This is a genomic window from Prochlorococcus marinus CUG1416, assembly GCF_017695965.1.
Taxonomy (GTDB): domain Bacteria; phylum Cyanobacteriota; class Cyanobacteriia; order PCC-6307; family Cyanobiaceae; genus Prochlorococcus_A.
On record NZ_JAAORM010000001.1, the window covers coordinates 190,510 to 215,399 of the forward strand.

24 protein-coding genes are annotated in these 24,890 nt (G+C 32.5%); 6 read left to right on the forward strand and 18 right to left on the reverse strand.

The genetic code is table 11. The features are described from left to right. Nucleotides 1-55: 55 nt before the first annotated feature. Entirely contained in the window at nucleotides 56-1,654 is a 1,599-nt protein-coding gene (locus tag HA146_RS01040) for an ABC transporter ATP-binding protein (RefSeq protein WP_209107751.1), read from the forward strand. On the opposite strand, the gene HA146_RS01045 is transcribed toward HA146_RS01040, so the two are convergent. Beyond that, a complete protein-coding gene (locus HA146_RS01045) occupies nucleotides 1,647-2,606 on the reverse strand; it encodes an RluA family pseudouridine synthase (RefSeq protein WP_209107752.1) in 960 nt (319 codons plus the stop codon). The two genes, HA146_RS01040 and HA146_RS01045, sit on opposite strands and share 8 nt — an antisense overlap. Continuing rightward, nucleotides 2,597-3,469, reverse strand: a complete 873-nt coding sequence (ylqF, locus tag HA146_RS01050; protein WP_209107753.1) for a ribosome biogenesis GTPase YlqF — start codon at nucleotides 3,467-3,469, stop codon at nucleotides 2,597-2,599. The genes HA146_RS01045 and ylqF overlap by 10 nt, the downstream gene beginning before the upstream one ends. Before the next feature lie 213 nt (nucleotides 3,470-3,682). On the opposite strand from ylqF, the gene HA146_RS01055 reads away from it, so the two are divergent. Further along, complete coding sequence (locus HA146_RS01055; RefSeq protein ID WP_209107754.1) at nucleotides 3,683-4,891, forward strand: phosphoglycerate kinase; 1,209 nt, start codon at nucleotides 3,683-3,685, stop codon at nucleotides 4,889-4,891. A 1-nt stretch (nucleotide 4,892) separates the two neighbouring features. Here the strand turns inward: HA146_RS01055 and HA146_RS01060 are convergent, their stop codons facing one another. Further along, entirely contained in the window at nucleotides 4,893-5,618 is a 726-nt protein-coding gene (locus HA146_RS01060; protein ID WP_209107755.1) for a hypothetical protein, read from the reverse strand. 41 nt (nucleotides 5,619-5,659) lie between these two features. On the opposite strand from HA146_RS01060, the gene HA146_RS01065 reads away from it, so the two are divergent. Continuing rightward, a complete protein-coding gene (locus tag HA146_RS01065; protein ID WP_209107756.1) occupies nucleotides 5,660-6,751 on the forward strand; it encodes a UDP-N-acetylglucosamine--N-acetylmuramyl-(pentapeptide) pyrophosphoryl-undecaprenol N-acetylglucosamine transferase in 1,092 nt (363 codons plus the stop codon). Here HA146_RS01065 and HA146_RS01070 read toward each other — a convergent pair. The 10 genes from HA146_RS01070 to HA146_RS01115 all read right to left on the reverse strand — a co-directional run bounded on the left by HA146_RS01070 (nucleotide 6,730) and on the right by HA146_RS01115 (nucleotide 15,955). After that, entirely contained in the window at nucleotides 6,730-7,854 is a 1,125-nt protein-coding gene (locus HA146_RS01070; RefSeq protein WP_209107757.1) for a pyridoxal phosphate-dependent aminotransferase, read from the reverse strand. The genes HA146_RS01065 and HA146_RS01070 overlap by 22 nt on opposite strands. A gap of 23 nt (nucleotides 7,855-7,877) precedes the next feature. Next, on the reverse strand, nucleotides 7,878-9,047 hold the full coding sequence (locus HA146_RS01075; RefSeq protein WP_209107758.1) for a quinone-dependent dihydroorotate dehydrogenase: 1,170 nt from the start codon (nucleotides 9,045-9,047) through the stop codon (nucleotides 7,878-7,880). 6 nt (nucleotides 9,048-9,053) lie between these two features. Beyond that, a complete protein-coding gene (locus HA146_RS01080; protein ID WP_209107759.1) occupies nucleotides 9,054-9,773 on the reverse strand; it encodes a ribonuclease H family protein in 720 nt (239 codons plus the stop codon). A 47-nt stretch (nucleotides 9,774-9,820) separates the two neighbouring features. Then, nucleotides 9,821-10,216, reverse strand: coding sequence for a 50S ribosomal protein L7/L12 (gene rplL, locus HA146_RS01085; protein WP_209107760.1), 396 nt, complete (start codon nucleotides 10,214-10,216; stop codon nucleotides 9,821-9,823). Between the two features lie 28 nt (nucleotides 10,217-10,244). Then, entirely contained in the window at nucleotides 10,245-10,772 is a 528-nt protein-coding gene (gene rplJ, locus HA146_RS01090; RefSeq protein WP_209107761.1) for a 50S ribosomal protein L10, read from the reverse strand. Nucleotides 10,773-10,962: 190 nt separating this feature from the next. After that, on the reverse strand, nucleotides 10,963-11,670 hold the full coding sequence (gene rplA / locus HA146_RS01095) for a 50S ribosomal protein L1 (protein WP_209107762.1): 708 nt from the start codon (nucleotides 11,668-11,670) through the stop codon (nucleotides 10,963-10,965). 66 nt (nucleotides 11,671-11,736) lie between these two features. Next, entirely contained in the window at nucleotides 11,737-12,162 is a 426-nt protein-coding gene (gene rplK, locus HA146_RS01100; protein ID WP_002805232.1) for a 50S ribosomal protein L11, read from the reverse strand. Nucleotides 12,163-12,229: 67 nt separating this feature from the next. Next, nucleotides 12,230-12,841 carry a transcription termination/antitermination protein NusG gene (nusG, locus tag HA146_RS01105; RefSeq protein ID WP_209107763.1) on the reverse strand — a complete coding sequence of 204 codons (612 nt, stop codon included), beginning with the start codon at nucleotides 12,839-12,841 and terminating at the stop codon, nucleotides 12,230-12,232. Between the two features lie 54 nt (nucleotides 12,842-12,895). Next, nucleotides 12,896-13,138, reverse strand: a complete 243-nt coding sequence (gene secE, locus HA146_RS01110; protein WP_209107764.1) for a preprotein translocase subunit SecE — start codon at nucleotides 13,136-13,138, stop codon at nucleotides 12,896-12,898. Between the two features lie 60 nt (nucleotides 13,139-13,198). Further along, the gene (locus HA146_RS01115) at nucleotides 13,199-15,955 is read right to left on the reverse strand and encodes an ATP-dependent Clp protease ATP-binding subunit (protein ID WP_209107765.1); all 2,757 of its coding nucleotides are present in this window, start codon (nucleotides 15,953-15,955) and stop codon (nucleotides 13,199-13,201) included. A 261-nt stretch (nucleotides 15,956-16,216) separates the two neighbouring features. On the opposite strand from HA146_RS01115, the gene eno reads away from it, so the two are divergent. After that, nucleotides 16,217-17,509, forward strand: coding sequence for a phosphopyruvate hydratase (gene eno, locus HA146_RS01120; RefSeq protein ID WP_209107766.1), 1,293 nt, complete (start codon nucleotides 16,217-16,219; stop codon nucleotides 17,507-17,509). A 5-nt stretch (nucleotides 17,510-17,514) separates the two neighbouring features. Here eno and HA146_RS01125 read toward each other — a convergent pair whose 3' ends face one another. Both HA146_RS01125 and HA146_RS01130 read right to left on the reverse strand, forming a co-directional pair. Next, entirely contained in the window at nucleotides 17,515-19,182 is a 1,668-nt protein-coding gene (locus HA146_RS01125; protein WP_209107767.1) for an ABC1 kinase family protein, read from the reverse strand. Next, entirely contained in the window at nucleotides 19,179-19,496 is a 318-nt protein-coding gene (locus tag HA146_RS01130; RefSeq protein WP_209107768.1) for a hypothetical protein, read from the reverse strand. Before HA146_RS01130 ends, HA146_RS01125 begins: the two co-directional genes overlap by 4 nt. A gap of 253 nt (nucleotides 19,497-19,749) precedes the next feature. Between HA146_RS01130 and HA146_RS01135 the strand changes: the two genes are divergently transcribed. Further along, on the forward strand, nucleotides 19,750-20,706 hold the full coding sequence (locus HA146_RS01135) for an NAD(P)/FAD-dependent oxidoreductase (RefSeq protein ID WP_209107769.1): 957 nt from the start codon (nucleotides 19,750-19,752) through the stop codon (nucleotides 20,704-20,706). 10 nt (nucleotides 20,707-20,716) lie between these two features. Here the strand turns inward: HA146_RS01135 and HA146_RS01140 are convergent, their stop codons facing one another. Genes HA146_RS01140 through HA146_RS01150 form a run of 3 tightly spaced genes read right to left on the reverse strand, consistent with a single transcriptional unit; the run spans nucleotide 20,717 to nucleotide 23,655 of the window. Continuing rightward, nucleotides 20,717-20,998: a P-II family nitrogen regulator gene (locus tag HA146_RS01140; protein ID WP_209107770.1), complete on the reverse strand. Its 282-nt coding sequence runs from the start codon at nucleotides 20,996-20,998 to the stop codon at nucleotides 20,717-20,719. Nucleotides 20,999-21,000: 2 nt separating this feature from the next. Continuing rightward, on the reverse strand, nucleotides 21,001-21,999 hold the full coding sequence (locus HA146_RS01145) for a sodium-dependent bicarbonate transport family permease (protein ID WP_209107771.1): 999 nt from the start codon (nucleotides 21,997-21,999) through the stop codon (nucleotides 21,001-21,003). Between the two features lie 6 nt (nucleotides 22,000-22,005). Continuing rightward, a complete protein-coding gene (locus tag HA146_RS01150) occupies nucleotides 22,006-23,655 on the reverse strand; it encodes a SulP family inorganic anion transporter (RefSeq protein ID WP_209107772.1) in 1,650 nt (549 codons plus the stop codon). 225 nt (nucleotides 23,656-23,880) lie between these two features. Between HA146_RS01150 and hemB the strand changes: the two genes are divergently transcribed. After that, nucleotides 23,881-24,882 carry a porphobilinogen synthase gene (gene hemB, locus HA146_RS01155; RefSeq protein ID WP_209107773.1) on the forward strand — a complete coding sequence of 334 codons (1,002 nt, stop codon included), beginning with the start codon at nucleotides 23,881-23,883 and terminating at the stop codon, nucleotides 24,880-24,882. Nucleotides 24,883-24,890 lie beyond the last annotated feature (8 nt).

The following is a 24,890-nucleotide window of genomic DNA, read 5'->3' on the forward strand; positions in this document are numbered from 1 at the left end:
TTTATATTGCTTTAGATGTATTTTATTTAGGACTAGAAAAATTTGCTATAAAATCATGAAAATAAAAAAAGAAAAAATTCTTACAGTTAAAAATCTTACTGTTAAATATGGTTTAAAACAGCCGCCTATTATCAATAATTTTAATCTTGAAATAGATAGAGGAGAGCATTTGGCAATTATAGGTCCCTCTGGATGTGGAAAGACTACTTTCGCAAAAACATTAGTAAATATGTTGCCTGAAACGGCAACTTCTAAAGGTTATTTATCGATTGCTAGTGTAGATCCTAGAAAAATAAATAATAGACAGGCGCAATTATTTAGAAGAAGAAATTTTGGATTTATCTATCAAGATTCCATTAAAAAACTTAATCCACTAATGAAAGTTAGGGATCACTTATATGAATTATTTAAAACTCATGATCAAAATAAATCATCTTTTTTGATTGATAAATTAGTAATGGAAGTTTTTCGAAAAGTAGGGATTGAAGAAAGTAGATTGGATTCTTTTCCTCATCAATTTAGCGGTGGTATGAGACAGCGAGTTTCTATAGCAATGGCTCTTGCTTTAAAACCAAAATTATTAATAGCCGATGAACCTACAACAAGCCTAGATACCAAAACAAGTTTTGAAATTATGAACGAAATACTTTACTTATGCAATAAATTTGACACTACTTTAATTTTAATTAGTCATGATATTAATCTTGCGGCAAAGTGGTGTAAAAAAGTTGCAATCCTTGAAAAAGGTTCAATTGTTGAAAAAGGAAATATATTAGATATTTTTCAATCGCCAAAGTCAGATATCGGAATAAAATTAGTAAATGCTTCGAAAATAGTTTTAGAACCAAAAATTAAAAATAATATTCGAAATGAGGTTCTTTTAGAGGTTAATAACTTAAGACATTGGTATAAATTAAATTCTACAATTTTTCAGCATAAATGGAATAAGGCTTTAAATGAAGTCAGTTTCAAATTATATAAAAATGAGACTCTTGGAATAGTTGGTTCTTCAGGAAGTGGTAAAAGTACCTTATGTAGGGCTTTAATTGGACTTCTGAAAGTAAGAGGTGGGGAAATAAAAATTTATAATAAAGATTATGAATCGACAAAAAATAAATCTTATAAAAAGCATAAAAATATGCAAATTATATTTCAAGATCCTTTTTCAAGTTTGAATCCAAAAATGACAATTAAAAATATTGTGGAAGATATTTTTTTTATTCAGAAAATTTCAGATAAAAGAAAAATAGAAAAGGAAATAAAATTAATTTTTAGAAATTTAAATCTTCCCTTAAATAATGATTTTTTTAATTCTTACCCTAGTCAATTATCTGGTGGTCAATTGCAAAGAATTTCATTAGCTAGAGCGTTATTATTGAAACCAAAAATTTTGATTTGTGATGAAAGTGTAAATATGCTAGATGCTGCAGTAAAAATAGAGATTCTTGAATTACTGAGAGTTTTGCAAGAAAAAATGAATTTAACGATTATTTTTATTACTCATGATTTAGGTATTGCAAAAAGATTTTGTGATAGGTTGCTAGTAATGAATCAAGGAAGGATAGTTGATGAAGGAGAAAGTTCTACAATATTTACTAAAACTAAAAACACGTATACAAAATCTCTTATCAATTCTTCTTTAAATCTTATTTAACTTTAAGAACGTTTAGTAATTTCCTAAAATCTAATGGCAATTCAGCTTCAAAAATCATTTCTTTACCATTCATTGGATGTATAAGACCAAGCTTAATAGCGTGTAACGCTTGGCCCTCCAATTTACATGGAAGTTTTTTACATCTTCCATACAATGGATCACCGACAATTGGATGATTAATGTGGGCGCAATGAACTCTTATTTGATGCGTTCGCCCCGTATCTAATTTGAAACTCATTAATGAGTAATTGCCCAATCTTTCTTTTAACTTCCAATAGGTACATGCATACCTTCCTGAAGTTTCTTCAACTACTGTATATTTCAATCTATTTAATCTATCTCTGCCAATGTTCCCTACTATTTGACCTTCTTCAGAATTAGGCGCTCCATGAATTACTGCAATATACTCTCGGGAAGCTATCTTTTCTTTTATTTGTTTTTGGAGATTTACTAGTGCCTCTTGGCTTTTTGCTACGACCATACATCCAGAGGTATCTTTATCTAATCTGTGTACAATACCTGGTCGTAGTTTCCCATTAATTCCAGGTAGATCATTACAGTGAAAAAGTAATCCATTAACTAAAGTTCCTGATTTGTGTCCCGGTGCTGGATGAACAATTAATCCTGATTGCTTATTGATTACTATGATGTGCTCGTCTTCAAAAAGGATTTTTAAATCCATTTTTTCAGGTTTTAAGTATATAAGAGGTTCGGGAGGTGGCATCCAGATTTGAACATTGTCGCCATTTTTTAGTGGGGTTTTGGCTTTCGCAGTCTTGTAGTTTACAAGTACTAAACCTGAATTTATAAAATTTTGAATTCTTGCTCTACTTTGTTCTGGCCTTTTACTTACCAACCATCGGTCTAGTCTCATAGGAAGAGGTAGCTCATAAATAATTTCTATAAGTTCACCTTCTCCAATTCCGAAAGAATCTTTATTATTTAATTCCATTTTGGGACTTCTAAAGCAATTTTACCAAGCATTTGATTTCGATAATCTTCCAATAATTTATGAGACATCCTTCTTTTATCGCCTGAGGTATGTTTTGAAGCTGCTTCATTGATCCAATTAGATGGACTTTCAAAGCCTTTTGTAATATCAACTCCGTATCTATTAGATATTTTTTTTACTGAGATGTTTGCATCCTTATCTTTGTTGAGAGTGGATATAATTTTGATAAATTCAATTGCGACACTTTCAATTTCATAAGCAGCTTCTCCAATATCGTCACAGAGTGCAAGATTAAGTGCTGATTTTTGATCTTCTAAATTAGGAGGTATAACACCAGGAGCATCTAGCAGATCTATCCCAATATCTAATTTTATCCATCTTAAATTGCGAGTCACTCCGGCTTTCCTAGCACTATCGACAACTCTTTTTTTTGCAATTCTATTTATTAATGCTGACTTGCCTACGTTTGGAAAACCAAGAGTAAGGGCTCTAATTGGCCTAATTCGCATTCCTCTAGAAAGTCTTCTATCGTCAATTGATGACCTGGATTCTATGGCGGATTTGCAAATTTCTTTAATACCTATACCTCTTTTAGCATCACACCAATGCGGATATTGATCTTTAGAATTAAACCATTTATTCCAATTATTGATGCTATTAGGAGAGATCATGTCTGATCTATTAATAACAAGAATATGTTTTTTATTATTGATCCATTTATTTAAATGTGGATGCCCTGTTGACAAAGGAATTCTTGCATCTCTAACTTCTATAACTAAATCTACTTTATTGATAACATCAGATAATTTCTTTTCTGCTTTCGCTATATGGCCTGGATACCATTGAATTTTGGCTATGTCCACTTAAATAAATCAAATAAAATTTTTGTATTCCTTTTAATTTGTATTAGTTTCAAAAGTATTTACTTCTAAATTTTAGTATAAATTTTATAACTAAGAAATTTTTATAATAGTTAATTCTTAAAATTTATTAAGGCATAGGTAACAGTTACTACTTTTTAACCCAATAAGCTCAAATTAACGTTAGGGTCTTAAGATTAAAAATTAAGTTGTTTAATGTCAAAATTATCTCTTTCCAGTCTTGATAAGACAAATTTAGAAGGAAAAAAAGTTCTAGTCAGAGTAGATTTTAATGTTCCATTAAATGAAGGTGGTCAGATAACTGACGATACGCGTATTAGAGCAGCGATTCCAACTATTGAATATCTTATCAATAACTCTGCAAAAGTTATCCTAGCTGCCCATTTTGGAAGACCAAAGGGTCAGGTAAATGAAAAAATGAGATTAACTCCAGTAGCAGCGAGATTAAGTGAATTGTTGGGAAAAAACGTTGCTCTTACTAACAGTTGTATAGGTGATAAATCAATTGCAGAATCAAATAGCTTAAATAATGGAGATGTTCTTTTACTTGAAAATGTTCGTTTTTTTGGTGAAGAGGAAAAGAATGACTTGGATTTTGCTAAAAACTTAGCATCACATGCAGATATGTTTGTAAATGATGCTTTTGGTGCTGCTCATAGAGCTCATGCTTCTACTCAGGGAGTTACTAATTATTTAAGTCCATCAGTAGCTGGATTCCTTTTAGAAAAAGAATTGAAATACTTACAAGGGGCAATAGATGCTCCAAAACGTCCATTGGCAGCAATAGTTGGAGGATCAAAGGTTAGTAGCAAAATAGGAGTGCTTGATTCTTTATTAGATAAGTGTGACAAAATTATGATTGGTGGAGGTATGATTTTTACTTTTTATAAAGCTAGAGGTTTAGATGTTGGAAAGAGCCTTGTAGAGGAAGATAAACTTGAGCTTGCCAAAGATTTAGAAGCAAAAGCAAAAGCAAAAGGAGTCGAGTTACTTTTACCAACTGATGTTGTTTTAGCTAATAAATTTTCTCCTGACGCTGAAAGTAAAATATCTCAAATTGATTCAATTAGTGGGGATTGGATGGGTCTCGATATTGGTCCAGATTCTATTAAAGTTTTTCAGAATGCTCTTGCAGAATGTAAGACAATAATTTGGAATGGCCCAATGGGTGTTTTTGAATTTGATAAATTTGCAGAAGGTACAAACGCAATAGCTACTACCCTTGCGGACTTAAGTGCTTTTTCTGAAGTTTGTACAATAATTGGTGGTGGAGATTCAGTTGCAGCAGTAGAGAAAGCAGGATTAGCTGAGAAAATGTCTCATATATCTACTGGAGGAGGTGCTAGTTTGGAACTTTTAGAAGGTAAAACTTTACCTGGTGTAGCTGCTTTAAACGACGTTTAGGCTATATCTCAGCAACAATATCTATACTCTTTGTGAAAGTTATCATTCCTTTTGGGTGAGCTATAATCCCTGACCATATTTGTATTCCTGGTTTTGAAGGAGCTCGTGTTATTTTAAAAATTCCTCCAGCCGCTAATGGCTCCAATAATATTTCTTGTTCAAAAAATGAATTTACTTGATGAGGTTTTATAGCTCCAGCAATAATCACTTCTTCAAGAGGCTTATTTATAATAATATCGATATCATATGTTGAACCAGTAAGTACTCTATCAGGAATTTTAAAACTAATATCTATCTTCTCATCATCATTTCTTATTGTTGTGAATAAATTTTTGATAATCCCTTCATCTATTTTTCCATTTACTATTGAAAATAAATAATCAAAATTGGATTCGAGGATATGTATTTCTCCATTAACTATTTTTTCCCCAGAAACTTTTATTTTCAAAATATCTTTATTTGGAATATTAGATTTAAATCTTTTGATCTTCCATTTGCTATCAGGGAAATCATTAATAATCTTTGAAAATTGTTTTGCTATGTTTTGGCTTTCATCATTTCTAAAATTATTTCTAATAAATTCTAAATCTCTAGCATTTAAAGAGTTTTCTAGATTTCTTATAAAATCAACTTTTAAAGTTTGCGTTATTGCTGAATAGGGAATAATGAGATAAATAAGTAAGTAGAGAGGAACTCCTATATTTTTGAATAAGTTTAAATTAAACATATTTATCATTTTTTATTTTCATTCTACTAATTAAATTTTTTATGTCTAAAAAAAATAATTTATTAATTGCAGCTAGTGGAACAGGAGGTCATATTTTTCCAGCTTTAGCAGTTTCTAAAGAGGTAGAAGATGAATGGAATATTCATTGGTTGGGGATTAATCAAAGACATGATGGGAATTTTATTCCTAAAAAATATAATTTGAGAACTTTGAATATAAAGACACCAAGAAAAAATATTTTTTTATTTTATCAATATATAGAAATTTTAATGTCAACTTTCCAAATAATTAGGATTTTAAAAGAAAAAAAAATTAACTTAGTATTTACGACTGGAGGTTATATTTCAGCACCTACTATTGTTGCTTCAAAACTTCTCCGGATACCTGTAATTATTCATGAATCAAATTTAATTCCAGGAATGGTCACGAAATATTTTGGTTTTTTATGTAACTATGTTTTCTTAGGATTTAAGAAAACAAATTCTTATTTAAAAAATTGTAAAACTATTTTCACTGGTACCCCTTTAAGAGAGCAATTCTATCAATCTAATCTTTTGCCAGAATGGGTTCCAAAAGGAAAAGGACCTCTTTTGATTGTTATGGGAGGTAGTCAAGGAGCAAAAGCTATAAATCAAATTCTTTACGCATCTCTAGAATTTTTAATGAAAAAACAGTTTCGGATAGTTCATATTATTGGTGGATATAATCAAGAATCCTTTCATGTAAAAAATTTCAAAAATTATGTTCAAAAGAAATTTACTAATGAAATCGCAGCTTTAATTCAGAACTGTGATCTTGTAATATCTAGATCTGGTTCAGGAACAATAAATGAACTAATAGAGACTCAAAAACCTTCAATTTTAATTCCATTTCCTTATTCTAAAAATAATCACCAGGAGAAAAATGCAATGATTCTTGCTGAAATTGGAGGCTCAGTTTTAATGAATCAAAATAAAATTTCTAAAGAAGTTTTTGAAGGAACTCTAGAAAGAATTTTTAAAATAAAATCAAAAAATGGAGAAAATCAATATAAAATATTAGATCTTATGAGGAAGAATATGGAAAATAATAATAAAATCAAATCTAAAATTGAGATTAAAAAATTTATTAATTATTTTTTGAAGGAGTTTTGAATTTCTTTACATAAAAGAGTGTTTTTTTTATTACTCTGCAAACTTATTCTTGCCCACTTTTCATCAAGAAATCTAAATGAAGTACATTCTCTAAGCAATATTCCCTTATTTTCTAAATATTTTATATTCGGCGATAAGGATGTTTTACTTTCTATTAAAAAAAAGTTGGTTGAAGATTTATGAACTTTAAGGTTTTCAATTTTTGATAGTTTTTTATATACTCTTTCTCTTTCAATGTTGATCCAGCTGTGAATCTGCCTTGTCCATTGTTCATAGAATTGGTTATTACTTAGTAGGTCAATTCCCGCTTTAATGGCAAAGGAATTTAATGGCCAGGGATCTCTCTTGATTTTCCATTGTTTAAGTTTTTTATATGAGCCAATAACGTAACCTAATCTAAGACCAGGGATATTGAAGATTTTGGTCAAGCTTCTCAAGACTAATAAATTATCATATTTTTTGGTTAGTGGTATTAAAGATTCTTTCTCTCCATTAGGTGTCATCGATAAGAAAGCCTCATCACAGATAACTAATTTATATTTTTTTATAATTTCCTCTAATGAATTTTTCTCCCACAATTGGCCGGTGGGGTTATGAGGATTTGTTATCCAAATAACATCACCTTTAGGATGAAGTGGAAATGATTGAGGAAAATTATTATTCCAGTTTTTTGGTAATTCGCAATGTATAAAATTACTATTCCAACAATTTAAAGATCTTTCATAATCAATAAAGCATGGAGATGGAATACAACTGGTTCCAAATTTGGATGCTTCATAACCTGCCCAGGTTATTAGCTCAGAAGCTCCATTTCCAGGCAATATATTGTCTGGATGTATGCCATGAAATTGACTAATGATTTCTTTCAAATCACTTAAGTTTCTCTCAGGATAATATTTAAATCCAAGATTCTTAATTTCTTTATTTAATGAATCTATTACTATTTGAGGGGGATCAAAGGGTACTAATGAGGCACTTGCATCAATGATTTCTGAGGGTAATAAATTTAATTTTTTTGCATATGCATATACATTTCCTCCATGCTTTAAGTTTGATATTTGCATGGCTTCTGTTGAGTAATTATTAGGTTCGGATTTATTCATTATTACTTATTCATTTTCTAATTTTATTCAACCCATTTTAAATCTGATCCAATGGCCTCTTTTATATTAGATAATTGATGGTTATTGAGTTGCTTTATAATTCCTTGAAGTATGTCGGGTACTAATTGTGGACCCTTATATATCCATCCTGTATAAACTTGAATTAATGATGCTCCAGAACAAATTCTTTCCCAAGCTGACTCAGGACTATCGATCCCACCAACGCCAATTAAAATAATCTTTTTATCAATATTATGAATATGTTTTATTATTTGAGTTGCTTTTTTTTGTAGAGGCCTTCCACTTAATCCTCCATTCTCTTCAGAAAGTAATAATCCGGTTTGCCTGATCTTTCTATCTTCAAGACCTAATCTATCAATGCTGGTGTTAGTAGCAATTATTCCATCGATGTTTTCCTCGATTATTAATTGGCAAATATCTTCTATATCTTGAAGGCTTAAATCTGGCGCAATTTTTACAAATAATGGAGGACAATTAGGTAAGTTTTTAATTTCTTTAAGAAGTTCTTTTAGAAGAATTGGATCTTGCAACTTTCTTAGTCCTTCAGTATTCGGAGAACTTACGTTTATTGCTGCGTAATCACAATATGGAATTAATAATTTTAGAGAAGTTAAATAATCATCTTTTGCTTGAGATAAAACTGTAATTTTAGATTTGCCGAAATTTATTCCCAAACAAATATTCTTCCTGTTTTTTTTCAACTCAATACCTTGTTCAAGAAAGTTTTTAACTAGATTTTCAGCCCCATTATTATTGAAACCCATCCTATTTAATGCTGCCTCTTCTTCCGCTAATCTAAATAACCTTGGTTTGGGATTGCCCTCTTGAGCAAATTTAGTTACGGTACCAAGTTCAGCAAATCCAAAACCAAAATCTCTCCATATATTTGCAGCATTGCCATTTTTATCAAAACCTGCAGCTAAACCAATAGGATTACAAAAATTTATTCCACATATGTTCTGACTTAACCTATTATCAACTATGGAAAATTCTTGATTTAGATTTTTTAGGATTGATGAAACTATAGGCCAATTATGTTTTCTTGAACTGAATGATAGAAGGCTAAGAGATAAATTTGTTAAATATTCTGCATCTATTCCAGTGTCTTTTTTTAGTATGGGGTTCATTAAGCTTTTATAAAGATTTTTAAATACCCCCTTCTGTTCATTCATAAAAAATTAGGATTCTTTTTTTTCTATTATCCAATATTTTTTATCTTTAGGAATCAATCTCCAATTACGCCATTCAAAAAATAAATATTGTTTTATCTCTAAGTGGTTTTCTTTACCCAATAATTTACTTAGTTCTAGTGAACTTAACAAGTACTTTTTTTCTGCAAATTTTTGGATTAATTCATTCCTTGAAAATAATTCCTGAATTTCTGCGGGTGCATTTTTTTTTAAAAAGTCAACTGAGGATTCTGCTTCTTTTAAGTTACTTACTATAGATATGCCTTTGCTGTAATTAGTTGCGATTTTATCAACCCTATCATTTTGTCTATCCCCGCTATGACCTTTGACATATTCCATTATTAGGCCATTAATTCTTAATTGATCTATTTTTTGCCATAAATCAAGATTTTGAACTGATTTTCCTGCGCTTGTTTTCCATCCATTTCTCTTCCAATTAAGAATCCATTTTGTATACCCTTCTATGACATATTTACTGTCAGTTCTTAATTTAAAGTTCTCTTTTAATTTATAGTTTTTTAATTTCTCAAGAGTTTTTATAGCCGCTGTCAGTTCCATTCTATTATTAGTGGTATTTTCTTCGGAACCACCTATTTCTAATTCACTGTTATCATCAAAAATTATTAAACCACCCCAACCACCTGGGCCTGGATTACCACTGCAGGCTCCATCTGTTGCAGCTTCAATTGCAATACTATCACTATTCATAATTTTTGAAGCCGATATTAAGGTTATCGGCTTGAAAAAATCTACTTTTACTTAAGTGTAACTTTACCGCCAGCTTCTTCAATCTCTTTCTTTAAAGATTCAGCGTCTGCTTTAGCGATTCCTTCTTTTACTGTCTTTGGTGCTGATTCAACAAGCGCTTTTGCATCACCAAGACCTAGACCAGTTGCATTTCTTACAACCTTAAGGACTTTGATTTTTGCAGCTGCATCAAAGCTTTCGAGAACTACATCAAATTCAGTTTTTTCTTCAGCAGCGCCACCATCTCCATCGCTGCCAGCTGCTCCTGGAGCTGCCATTACTACACCTGCAGAAGCTGCAGCAGATACACCAAAAGCCTCTTCAATTTGCTTTACAAGCTCAGAAGCTTCTAAAAGTGAGAGAGATTTTAATGATTCAAGAATTTCTTCAGTTTTTGCGGACATTTTCTTAAAAATTAATTAGGTTTTGAATTTAAGATTCTGATTTTTCAGAATGTTGTTTAAGTGATCTAGCAAGTCCAGAAGGCACTTCATTGATAGAGATTGCAATTTTTGATGCAACGCCATTTAGAGCGCCAGCAATTTTTGCCATCAATACTTCTTTAGATGGAAGACTTGCAATTTCTTTAATTTCAGAATCGCTAAGAAGTCTGCCTTCAAATAAAGCTCCTTTGGTTTCGGATTTTTTGGTGTCTTTTTGAAAAGATCGGATTGCTTTTACAGCACCACCAACATCTTCTTTGATTAAGACAAAAGCATTTGTTCCGGTCAGTAAAGATTCAAGATCGTTCCAATTACTATCTCCATCAATAGCTTTACGCATTAATGAATTTTTAGTAACTTTGCAAATGCCGTTAGTTGTTTGCAATCTAGATCGCAAATCTGACATCTCTTTGATAGTTAAACCTTTATAGTCAAGAACTACAGCCATTTCCGAGTCGTTTAAAAGAGATTTAATCTCAGTAACGATTTGTTGCTTATTCTCTAGTGTTCGGCCCATTGTGTTTTTTTGGATCGTAATTTAGGGAGAGCAGGAAATGCGGCAAAGTTCTTTTAAAAGAGGCCGCTTTTATTAGATCCAAAAAGAAATAATTAAGACGAGTCCTCGGTAGGAATTAAAAATTTAGAATAACTAAATAAACCTACTTTCTTTGGCCGTATTATTGCACTTTAAATTATACTACAAAGGGTTAACCTTCAGGTTGGTAATCTTGTATGGCATTTATGTCTACTTGAACAGAAGGTCCCATAGTTGAAGTTATATAAAAACTTTTCCAATACTTTCCTTTAGCTCCACTTGGTTTGTTTTTATCAATTGATTCTTGTAAGGTTTTTAAGTTGTCAAATAGCGCCTCTTTTGTAAAACTGGCTTTTCCAAAGCGGACATGAACAATACCTGCTTTGTCTGCTCTAAATTCGAGCTTACCAGCTTTGAATTCTTTTATTGCATTAGCAATATCATTAGTCACTGTACCAGCTTTAGGGTTAGGCATTAAACCTCTAGGTCCTAAAACTCGTCCTAATTTTGCAACCTTTGGCATCATATCTGGAGTTGCAATAAGTAGATCAAAATCCATATTTCCTTTGTTGATGCTTTCCACAAGATCTTCCTCTCCAAATAAATCTGCACCAGCAGACTTAGCTTTCGATACATTCTCACCGCTTGTGATTACTGCAATTCTGATGCTTTGGCCAGTACCATTTGGTAAAGCGACTGTGGTCCTTAATTGTTGATCAGTATATTTTGGATCAATACCTAAACGTATATGGGCTTCAATAGTTTCATCAAATTTAGCGTTGGCATTCTCCTTGATAATACTAAGGGCTTCAAGTGGGGCGTAAATACGATCTTCTATCTTTGTTGATAGAGCCGCCATTCTTTTTGATAGTTTTTTCATAGTAATTTTGGGTACAAACGGTTATTAACTAACCTCCCCTAAATAGTGAGTAATTTTGTTTTGAACTTAATCAGTAATAGAGACGCCCATATTACGAGCAGTACCCTCTATTACTTTCATTGCTGATTCAACACTAGAACAGTTTAGATCAGGAAGCTTAGTTTTGGCTATTTCTTCTAATTGAGCTTTACTTATATTCCCAACGGAACCTTTCGCGGATTCACCTGATCCTTTCTCTATACCCGCTGCTTTTGTTATTAAGACAGAAGCAGGTGGTGTTTTTGTAATAAAAGTAAAGCTTCTATCTTCAAAAACAGAAATCTCAACTGGAATTACAAAACCTGCTTTATCTTGTGTTCTTGCATTGTATTCTTTACAAAATGCCATGATATTTACACCATGTTGTCCTAAAGCTGGCCCTACAGGGGGAGCAGGATTTGCTTTGCCTGCTTGCAGAGCAAGCTTAATAACTGCAACAATTTTTTTTGCCATTAGATTAGAGAATTTAAGCTGAGGTAGAAAATCATTATTTTACTCGATAAACAAGAACAATTAGAAATTAATTTTGTTTATTGATTTGGGAGAATTCTAATTCTACAGGAGTCTCGCGCCCAAATATTGAAAGTAATGCTTTTAATTTATTTCTTTCCCCAGAAACTTCTATAACTTCTCCCTGGAAATCCTTGAATGGACCACTAGTTACTATGATTCTATCTTTTTCTTCAATATCTAACTTGATGACAGCTTTTTTCTCTGATGCGCGCTTGAATATTCTATTAACTTCTTGTCTGGATAATGGTCGAGGTTTAATATGACCTCGTGATCTCCCGCTAGCTCTACCGTCTTCAGCACCAACAAAGTTAATTACATTTGGAGTGCTTTTTACAGCCATCATTGTATCTTCATCCAAAATCATTCTTACGAGGACATAACCTGGAAAAACTTTTTCTTCAGTAGTTTGTCTACTGCCATCTTTTTTTAATTTAATCCCAGGAGTTTGGGGGATTTCAATTTCAATGATTCGATTATTAACTCCTAAAGTTACTGATCTCTGCTCAAGAGTTGCTTTTACTTTTTTCTCGCAGCTTGATGCAACTTGAACTGCATACCATCTTGCGATGCTAGTATTTGCCTTTGAAGAAGCAAGGTTTGTAGTCAATTCATTACTCATTTTTTTTCTTGAAACTTAATTAAGGTCTTTAATAAAAATAATATTTAGGGATATTCAACCAAAAATTTGCGAGGCTGCCCATCCATAGAATCTGCTGACAGATGCTATTGCTGCCGCAGAGAAGGATACCATAATTATAACCGCAACCGATTCGCTAAAAAGTTGTTGTTTGTTTGGCCACACGACAAGTTTAAGCTCATCGTAGGTAGATCTTAAAAAATTATTCTTTTTTTTAGGCTCTTCCAATTGAGGGGACTCTTTTTTAAGAGGTTCTTGATTAGTAGTAGGAATTGTCACAATATTTTTTAGAATTAAGCTTTACGCTTTAATTTTTATTTTAACTTATTGATTTACTCCTCAGCTAGGGCTGAAAACAATCTCATCCTTTTTGGCAGGGTTAAGTTTAATTATGATATTCTTTTTGTTTTTAAAGTTATCTTCTAACAGTTTTGCAGCTAAGGGATTTTCTATCTGTCTTCTAAGTTCCCTGCTAAGTGGTCTAGCACCATATTCAGGTTCGTAGGAATCGTTTGCGATTTTTTGGATAACTTTTTTGTCTATTGTGATATTTATTCTCTGTTCAAGAAGTAGGTTTTTTAAATCTTCTGTTTGAATAATAATTATTTTTTGAAGTTCATCAATAGATAATGGATCAAACTTTACTACTTCATCAATCCTATTCAAAAATTCAGGTCTAAAAATTGAAGACAATGTATTGCGAATCGAATTGTCTAGAGTTTGTTGATCTTTTACTAACTTTTCTGCATTTTTAGAAATCTTTTTTGAATACTCCAGTATAACTTTCCCAGCTAGGTTACTTGTCATAATGATTACGGTATTTTTGAAGTCCACGGTTCTACCTTGAGAGTCCGTTAATCTTCCTTCATCTAAGACTTGTAAAAGGATATTAAAAACTTCTGTATGTGCTTTTTCTATCTCATCAAGAAGTATTACTGAATAGGGTTTGCGTCTTACGGCTTCAGTTAATTGCCCTCCCTCTTCATAACCAACATAACCTGGAGGAGCTCCCAAAAGTCTTGCTACTGCATTTTTCTCCATATATTCACTCATATCTAATCTTAAAAGTGCTCCTTCTTCATCAAATAATGCTGATGCAAGAGATTTTGCTAATTCCGTTTTACCAACACCTGTAGGACCCATAAATAAAAAAGAACCAACAGGTCTTTTGGGACTTTTCATGCCAACGCGAGCCCTTCTAATTGCAGAAGAAACAGCTTCTATAGCTTTTTCTTGGCCAATAACTTTTTCACTTAATTCTTTTTCTAAATTAACTAACTTCTTTCGTTCATTTGAAACTACTTTAGAAATTGGAATACCTGTGATTTTTGAGATAACATCAGCAATGTCATCAGGTTCAACTTGATATTTGAACGGGAAATTTCTATTTTTCTTTATTTTTTTAAAGTTTCCTTTAACTTTTTGTATTTCATTCTCTATTTCACTTAACTCTTCTTCAAGCCTTTCTAAAAAATCAAAATCATTTACAATCTCATAATTAGAGTTGTCTTTAATTTTTTTTGTTAGCTTATCTTCTGCTTTCATTAAAATAGATAATTTCACCATTTCTTCGCGTAAATTATTCCAATTATCGAAAAGAACATTCAATTTTGCCTCTGCTTGTTGACTCATATTTAATAGTTTTTCTTTCTCTTCGATATTTCCATCTATCAAATTATTCAGTTTTTCATCAATAGTATGAATTTTGTTTTCTTGTTGGAGAATAATTTGAGGCTTGTTATTAGACTCGATTTTTAATTGTGCAGCTGCTTCATCAATTAAATCTATTGCTTTATCAGGGAGACATTTATCGCTAATATATCTGTCGGCTAATTTTGCAGAATAATTCACAGCGTCTTCAGAAATACTTATGCCATGATGTAATTCATATTTCTTTTTGATGCCTTGCAGTATTTTTGCGCTCAATTCTACTGAAGGTTCATTAACAACTATCTTTTGAAAGCAATTATTCAATGCCTGATCTTTTTCAATAGTTTCACGAAATTTTTCAGGTGTTGTTGTACCAATACATCTAAGTTCTCCTTCTGCTAGTAAAGGTTTTAAGATATTACTAATATCGGCAGTAGATCTGTCAGAACTCAATATTGAGTGGATTTCATCAATAAATAAAATCATTCCTTGGCTTGGATCGTTTAATTCCTGCAGTATTAAACTTAGTCGTTCCTCTAGTTGGCCTCTAAATTTTGTCCCAGAAACTAATGCTCCTAAGTCAAGTGAAATAATCTTAAAGTCTTTTAGAGAATCCGGTACTTTTTTTTCTAAGATTAATTGTGCAAGTAGTTTCGCAATTGAGGTTTTACCCACTCCAGGATTACCGATAAGTATTGGATTATTTTTGTTTCTTCTGCATAGTACCCTCATTAAATTGTTGATCTCATTTTCTCTTCCAATAACAGGATCTAGTAAACCTTTTTTAGCTGATTCTGTTAAATCCTTTCCATAAAGTGAAAGGGCATTTTCATCTTTGTCAACTTGTTTTTTGGTTTCGCTTTGAAGTTCACTTTTTGATAATGGAACTATAGCTTTTTCTGATTTTTCTTCTTTGACTTCAGTTTCTTTATTTGATTCGAAATTAGATTGATTATTTATCTCAATTACATTCTTATAATCAACAGAATTTTTCGATTGATTAATATTTGGAAAAAACTTTAATTCTTCCTCTAATTTTTCAATTGAAAGATTGCCTTCTTGAAAAACATAATTACCAATTCTTAAATCTCTTCCAAGAGCAATGAGTAAATGTGGGATTTCTATTAATCTTGATCCCCATTGAATTTTAATCTGATTTGCATTATCTAAAAGAATTTCTAAATCTTCCCCGATAGTAAAAATTTCTGACTCATTTGTTGGGCTCTCTTCTAAAAATTCTTCTGTTATATCTAAAACTGTATCTTGGTCTATTGATAATTTTTCAATGAAAGCAAAAAATTCACTTGATGAAAACAATGTATGAATTATGTGTTCAATATTAAATTCGCTATGGTCCCATTTTTTTGCTGTTTCTTCGCCTAATAGAAGAAGATTCCAACTTATATCGCTAAAAAGTTCAGGACTTGATGTAAGGGTTTCTCTCATAAACTATAAAACTATAGTTGATTATTATTTAATATTCTAAATAGGATCTGCATTAATAATCATCCAATAATTTTCAAATTGTAAGATGAAATTTAAAAATATGCTTATGAAAGCCATTGTGTAGGGTTAGGCATTAACAAAAATCTTATTTTTATCTAAGTTGTTCTGAAACCAAAAATTATATTTGGATAAACATTTATATTTCAGATATTAGCCAAATAGTTCAGCTATTAATAGGATTTAAATAGTAATAATTAAATTGTGAAAGAAACTATTGATTTTCTTATTGACACTATTGAAGCAAGGCAAGTCCTTGATTCAAGAGGCAATCCGACTGTCGAGGCAGAAGTCTTTTTGGAATGTGGTGCAAGGGGTATAGCAATTGTTCCTAGCGGAGCCAGTACTGGTGCTCATGAGGCACATGAATTAAGAGATGGCGGTTCAAATTATATGGGTAAAGGTGTATTAAATGCTGTTAATAAAATTCATGAAACAATATCGCCGGCTTTATGTGGCTTGTCAGCTTTAGATCAAACGGCGGTAGATAAGTTAATGATTGAAATTGATGGAACTCCTAATAAGTCCAACCTTGGAGCTAATTCAATCCTTGCAGTAAGTCTTGCAACTGCCAGAGCGTCAGCAAATGCTTTAGACATCCCCCTTTATAGATATCTTGGAGATCCATTATCTAATCTTCTTCCCGTACCATTGATGAATGTAATAAATGGCGGTGCTCATGCGCCAAATAGACTTGATTTTCAGGAATTTATGCTTGTCCCACATGGAGTTCAGAATTTCAGTGAATCACTAAGAATGGGTACTGAAATTTTTCACTCATTAAAATCATTACTGGATAAAAAAGGTCTATCTACCGCTGTAGGCGATGAGGGTGGATTTGCACCTGATTTATCATCGAGTGAAGAGGCAGGTGACTTACTGTTAGAAGCAATTCAAAAAGCTGGATTTATTCCTGGTGAGCAAGTTTCTTTAGCTTTAGATGCTGCCAGTACTGAATTTTATAACAATGGCATTTATAAATATGAAGGAAAAAATTTAAATAGTTCTGAAATGATTTCATATCTTTCAAGATTAGTTTCTAATTATCCAATAGTTTCAATAGAGGACGGTTTAGCAGAAGATGATTGGGAGGGTTGGTCAGAATTAAATAAAGAACTGGGAAATAAAGTTCAACTTGTAGGCGATGATTTATTCGTTACTAATACAGAAAGGTTAAGGAAAGGGATTATGGAAAAATCTGCTAATTCAATCCTAATAAAAGTGAATCAAATTGGAACATTAACTGAAACATTAGAAGCTATTGAGTTAGCTAAGACTTCCGGTTTTACAAGTGTTATAAGTCATAGAAGTGGTGAGACGGAAGATACAACAATTGCTGACTTATCTGTCGCCACAAGATCTGGTCAGATCAAGACCGGCTCTTTGAGTAGAAGTGAAAGAATTGCAAAATATAATAGGCTTTTGAAAATTGAAGAGGAACTGGGAAGTCAAGCAAGATTTGCTGGAGCTTTAGGTTTGGGTCCTAAAAATATATAGTTTCTCTAGCGCTTAAGTTTTTCTAAACGTGAGCCTTTACTCATACTTAATTGGCATTTTATCCAATCAATACTTATGGGTAGTGCAAAAAATAATGGCAACAATGCAAAATTATTTTGTTTATTGGTTACAAGTAAAGCAGATGCAATGGATAAGCTTCCAATAAGAATTGAATGGCCTAATGTTTTTTGAGCAGTAAACATTTTTTTAAATTGTCTATCAGACTCTCCCATCCTTATTTGTAATTGTAAATCGCCCTGCTCTAATCTTTCTAAACTTTCATCTATTCTTTTGGGAATTCCTACAGCTTTGGATCCTAGTTCACCTACTTGCCTTCCAAATTGGTTGATTAAATCATTAGGAGTTTGATTATTAGAAGTCATAAGTTCTATTAAATAAGGCTTAGTCACTGATACAAGATTAAACCCTGGGTCAAGCATTCTGCCAACTCCTTCAAAAGTTGATAAAGCTCTCATTACAAATATTAAATCCACTGGAAGTTGAAATGGGGTTTCATAAACAAGTTCGTATAAATCGCCAGATAATTTCTCAATTATATTTGGACTAAATGGTGGAGTTAAGGCTTCTTTAAGCATTAATCTGACTAATCTTCTGACTGGTCCTATATCAATATCTTTTGAAATTAGACCAGCTTGTTGTAATTGACTTACAAGTGATGAGGCGTCTCTTAAAGCGGCAGCCTGAACCATTCCCCCTAGCCTTGTTTGAAGGTTATTTGAGATATTGCCCATCATTCCAAAATCATAAAAAATTAATTTACCTTTATTTGAAACTGCTAGATTACCTGGATGAGGATCTGCATGAAAAAAACCGTAATTCACTAATTGTTTCAGGTAGCTGATGGCACCTACTTCTGCAATTTTTGATAAATTAATTTCTTGGGATTGTAATTTTTCTAAATCGCTTATTTTTGTTCCTTCTAGATAACTTAAACAAAGCACTTTTTCACTACTCATATCCCAAATTACTTCAGGAACTTCAACATTTTCATCATCAAGAAATTGCTGTCTAAATCTTGCTGCATATTGTGCTTCACAATTAAAATCAAGTTCCTTCATAAGAACTTTCCTGCATTCTTTCGCAATCGCAACCCAGTTTCTTCCGCGACTCCAATTTTTATTTTTCTGCAACAATCCTGCTATTTGCTGCATTATGCCCAAATCAATAATAAATAATTCTTTTAAATTGGGTCTTTGAACTTTAAATACTACTTCCTTACCATCTTTTAAAGTCCCCCTATGAACCTGAGCTAGTGATGCTGATCCAACCGGATCGCATATTATTTGATCTATTTCATTAAACTTTGAACCTAGTTCTTCTAGGATAGTTTCTTCAACTTGCTTAAATGAAAAATTAGGAACTTGATCCTGCAATTTAGATAATTCCTGTATCCAGGTATTAGGAATTAAATCAGGTCTTGCAGATAATAATTGTCCAATTTTAATAAATGCTGAACCAAGGTTAATTAATTGATTAGTAAACCACTTAGCTCGTTTAATTTGGATTCTACTTTTTTTATGGCTCTTAGTTTGGAAAATTGTAAATCTAAGATTATCTAGCCACAAAATTATTAAAAGCGAAATCAGGGTTATCCATATAAGAAAGCCCCTCTTCAATTTTTTAAAAAGATCATGAAGAATGTAATAACTCATTTAATTTGATTATTGATTTTTTTATTAAATAGATCAATTTGGTTATTAATAATTTCAATTTCATTTAAAGCTATTTTTATTTTGGAATTTTGATAAGTATTGGCGGTTTCATTTTCTTGAACATTGTCTGCTTTTTCCATTCTTGAGGCTTCTTCCATGATGGATTCTTTCAAAATATCAAATTCTTTTTTGAGGATTTCTGGAGCATCCTGAGCAATATTTGTTGCTTCTTCAATTTTTTCAACCACTATCTCGTTTAATTTTTCGGTTACTTTCTTAATAGCAGCTTTTAAAAGGTAATCAGAGTTGGTCATGAAAAATATAATGTTTCTATGGCAATTAATCTACCCGATATGATCTAATAATAGATCAATACAGAACATTTCACGTAATAGATAATTGTGACAATAAATATTTTTTATTTTTCCTATGTAAGTTTGTTTCTATATTATGCTTTTTTCTATTTTTTCTTTTAAGTTATATCTAGATAAAGGTTAGGTATTAACATTAAAGATATCTTCTAACCAAAAACTCATCTAATTAACTACTAAAAGGAGTTTTATTAAATTGGAAATCATTGAGGCAGATGTAGTTATTATCGGTGGAGGTCCGGCCGGATGTACTTGCGCACTTTATACATCTCGTTCAAACTTAAAGACTGTAATTTTAGATAAAAATCCATCTGTTGGCGCCTTAGCTATAACTCATCAGATAGCTAATTATCCAGGTGTTCCTGTAGATATAAGTGGTGAGAAATTACTTACTCTAATGAGAGAACAGGCTGTGCAATATGGTACAGACTATAGAAGAGCACAAGTGTTTGGGATAGACTCTAGTGGAGAATGGAAAACGGTTTATACACCTGAAGGAACCTTCAAGGCTAAAGCACTTGTTCTTGCAAGTGGAGCTATGGGTAGGCCTGCATCATTCAAGGGAGAAGCGGATTTTCTTGGTAAAGGAGTAAGTTATTGTGCTACATGTGATGGAGCTTTTTATAAAAATAGAGAAGTTGCCGTGGTTGGAGTGAACAAGGAGGCAATTGAAGAGGCAACTGTTCTTACTAAGTTTGCTTCTACTGTCCATTGGATTACATCAAGTGATCCTAAATCAGATAATGAAGAAGCTATGGAATTGATGGATAATTCAAATATAAAACATTGGAGTAGAACAAGATTATTAGAAATATTGGGTGATGATATGGGTGTGAACGGAGTTGTTGTAAAAAATAAGCAAGAGGAAAATCCTATTAATTTAAATTTAGATGGAGTCTTTGTCTATATGAGTGGTTCAAAGCCAATTACTGATTTTTTAGGGGATCAAATTGCTTTAAAAGAAGACGGAGGAGTTATTGTGGATGACTTTATGTCTACAAACTCTGATGGAGTGTGGGCTATTGGAGATATAAGAAATACACCATTTAAGCAAGCCGTTGTTGCAGCTTCTGATGGATGTATTGCCGCAATGTCAATTGATAGATATTTAAATAGTAGAAAAAATATAAGAGTTGATTGGATTCATTCGTGAAAACTAAATATTAGAGGGGGGTTGCTTCAGAAATATAAGCGACTCCTCCGTAATAGCTTAAATCATCCCTAATGTTATCTCTCATTTTATCTATTAATTCTTGCTCACAAAAAACAATTACATGAGCATTGGATCCATACCCTGTAAATTCCATATCTTCTGTAACAACTCTTTCAGGCCCCCTGCCTGTGGCGTGTTTCATAACTGTATATCCAGGAACATTAGCTTTTTCTAGTGTTTTAATGATTGCATTTAGTTCTCTTTCACTAAATATTAAGTCTAATCTTTTCATTTTTATAAAGGAGAAAGTGGGATAATGGTATTTACTAAACTCATGTATATTGGAATGCCAAGAACTATATTGAATGGGAAAGTTAGACCTAGTGTTGTTGAAATATAATAACTTGATTTTGCTTCTGGAACTGTCATCCTCATAGCTGCAGGAACTGCTAAATATGAGGCGCTTGCACATAAAACCACAAATAAAAGTGCGTTGCCAGGTCCTAAAGATAAAAATCTCGCAACGAAAACACCAATAAATGCATTAAATAGCGGCATGAAAATTGCAAAGCCAATTAAAAATGAACCTGCATTTTTCAACCTCGGCAATCTTTGAGCTGCGACTATTCCCATATCTAACAAGAAGAAGCATTCTGCTCCATAGAATAATTGTCCAGTAAATGGTTCCATTTTTGTAATCCCTGAGGGATTACTAGAAGCAGTTAGAAATCCCACAATTAAGCTTGAAAGCAATAAATACACTGATCCATTTAAAAGTGATTCATGTAATATTCCGCTTAGATGCATTTTTCTTGATTTTGGTCTATTTTGGGGAGCTGCAAATTTCACAAGTAATAATCCAACAATTATTGCAGGAGATTCCATTAAAGCTAAGGCGCCAACCATAAACCCATCAAAAGCTATTTTTTGACTTTCTAAAAAACTTTCTGCGGAAATAAATGTAACAGCACTAATTGAACCGTATGCTGCTGCTATTGCTGCTGAATTAAAGACATCAAACTTATATCTTAGAATTAAAAATCCAATTAGAGGGATTACTAGTGACATTAGTATCGCGGCACTTAAAGTCGGCAATACTTGATCAGTAAACCCACTTTTCTGTATCTCTATACCTCCTTTAAAACCAATAGCTAATAGTAGATATAAGGAAAAGAGTTTAGGTAATGGAGCTGGAATTTCTAAATCAGATTTAAAGAGTACTGATATTGCTCCAATCAAAAAGAAAAGAACTGGAGGTGCTAATACATTTTGCAGAATTGGATTTATTTCCATAAATTATTAGGCTATTTCATTTAGTGCAGTTTCTAACGCTTCTTTTCTAGTTTCAATGATGCCTTCAACTCCAAACTTAGCTAATCTTTCCTTTACTTTTTGATTAGCCCCAGCAACAAATGCTTTTCTAGAGTTATTTTTTGCTTCTTGCATCATATCCTCTATAGCAAGGGTTGCTGTTACCCCAAGTCTTGGTACATCAGTTATGTCTAATATCAGAATTTTGTAATTTCTTACAAGATTCATCCTGTCAGAGATGCCTTTTGCCGCACCAAAACTAAGTGGCCCTTTGAGTCTAAATAGCATTACTTCTCCAGAACATCTATCAAGTAGAGCTTTTTCATCCGCGGGCAATGTATTTTGACCTTGAGTATTACCTGTTAATGAAGGATTATCCTCTTCCATACCTTCTAGTTGAGTTTCAGTAATTGAATCAATAGTGAGCATGTTTGCAATAAATACACCAACTAATACTGCCCAAATTAAATCCCAAAAAACAGTCATTAGGAGTACTCCATACATAACAACTGAAGTTTTTAGAGATAGTTTATGGGCCCTGCGCAAGAATCCCCAGTCAATAATATCCAATCCAACCTTGATAAGAATACCGGCTAAAAGAGCTGTAGGTATTTTTTCTGCTAATGGTCCTGCACCAACTAAAACTATTAACAAAACTATTGAGTGAACCATTCCAGATAAAGGAGTAGATCCGCCAGATTTTACATTTATAACAGTTCTCATTGTTGCGCCTGCACCAGGTAAGCCTGAAAAAAGACCTGCCACAGCATTTCCTATCCCCTGTCCAATAAGTTCTCTATCAGAATTGTGCTTCGTTTGAGAAATATTGTCTGCGACTAAGGATGTCAGTAAAGAATCAATTGCTCCAAGTACGGCTAATACAAGACCTGCCTTGAAAATAATAGGAAAATACTGGTTGAAACTAGGAAAATCTAAAGATGGAACTCCTCTAGGAATTTCTCCAATTCTGTCTATTGTTCCGCCAAAAAACATTGATATTGGAGTTACTATTAATAAGGCTAAAAGTGGAGAAGGAACCCACTGAGTTATTTTTCTAGGTGTTAGAAATACTATCCCTAAAGTCATGATTGCTACTCCAATTGCAGCACCATTTGGTTGGAAATTTGAAAAAACAGTAGTTAAAGAGTCGACTACCCCTCCTCTTGTGCTTATTCCAAGTAATGGCCCAATTTGAAGTGCAATGATTATGACACCAATACCAGACATGAATCCTGATACAACAGAATATGGTACTAAAGTAATGTATTTACCTAGTTTTAGAATTCCGAATAATATTTGAAGTAACCCCCCAATTACCACTGCTGCCATTACTAAAGGTAAAATTTGTTTTGCAGATAGATCTGTTGGAACTCCTACTGCTGCTAAACCTGCCACTACACCAGCAACAGTGACACTCATAGGACCGGTAGGCCCACTAACTTGAGCAGGCGTTCCGCCAAATAAAGCTGCTAAAAAACCAACTACAACTGCCCCATATAGTCCATAAATTGCCCCACCAGGGCCTAACGCAGCGTTACCAAAAGCAAGAGCAAGTGGCAAAGCTACAACTGCCGCGGTGATTCCTCCAAGAATATCGCCTCTAATATTGTTTAGATGAAATCCATTAATTATTTTCAAAGATACTCTCCTTAAATAAATTCATTAACTCAAAGATTTTATCTCTTTATGTAGTAAATTTGTAAAAAATTAAGTTTCTAAAGAAAATCTTTGTAACTTTTCAATTCTCCTCTATTCAGAGTAATTAAGTTAATTTTCCTGAACAAAAGGAGACTCTGATTGATTTATATGCGATGTAAGCGATTAATGTATTAGATAAATATTTTCAACTTAAATAATATTCAAATGAATTCGATTATTCGCCCAAGAAGATTAAGAAGGACTGAGGCAATTAGAGAAATGGTAAGAGAAAACCATTTAATGCCTTCGGACTTTATATATCCATTATTTATTCATGAAAAAGATTTTAAAGAGGAAATTTCGGCAATGCCAGGAACTTTTAGATGGGATATGAATGGTTTAATAAAGGAGGTTACTAGGGCATGGGAATTGGGAATAAGGTGTGTGGTTCTTTTTCCAAAAATAAATGATAGCTTAAAGACTGAAGATGGAGCAGAGTGTTTTAACGAAGACGGTTTAATACCTAAAGTTATTCGAATATTAAAAAAAGAGATTCCAGAAATGGCAATAATGACAGATGTTGCCTTGGACCCATACTCTTGTGATGGACATGATGGATTAGTTGATGAAACTGGAAAAATATTGAATGATGAAACAATCGAAATTTTAAAAAAACAAGCTTTAACACAAGCTAGAGCTGGAGCAGATTTTATTGGCCCTAGTGACATGATGGATGGGAGAGTTGGAGCAATTAGAACCGCTCTTGATAGTCAAGGATTTAGTGATGTAGGTATTATTAGTTATACAGCTAAATATTCATCTGCTTATTATGGTCCATTTAGAACTGCTTTAGATTCGGCTCCTAGAAAAAATAGTAAAAAAATAATTCCAGATAATAAGTCTACATATCAAATGGACCCTGCCAATTCAAAAGAGGCTTTAATTGAATCTGCATTGGATCAGTATGAAGGAGCTGATATTTTGATGGTAAAACCTGGAATTTCTTATTTGGATATTATTTATAGACTAAGCACCTTTTCAAATAAACCTATAGCTGCATACAACGTTAGTGGGGAGTACTCTATGGTAAAGTCGGCTGCTATGAAAAACTGGATTAATGAAAAAGATATTGTTTTAGAAACGTTGCTTAGTTTTAAAAGAGCAGGAGCAAAATTAATACTCACTTATCATGCCTGTGATGCATCTCAATGGTTGCAGGATACTTAAAAACTCAT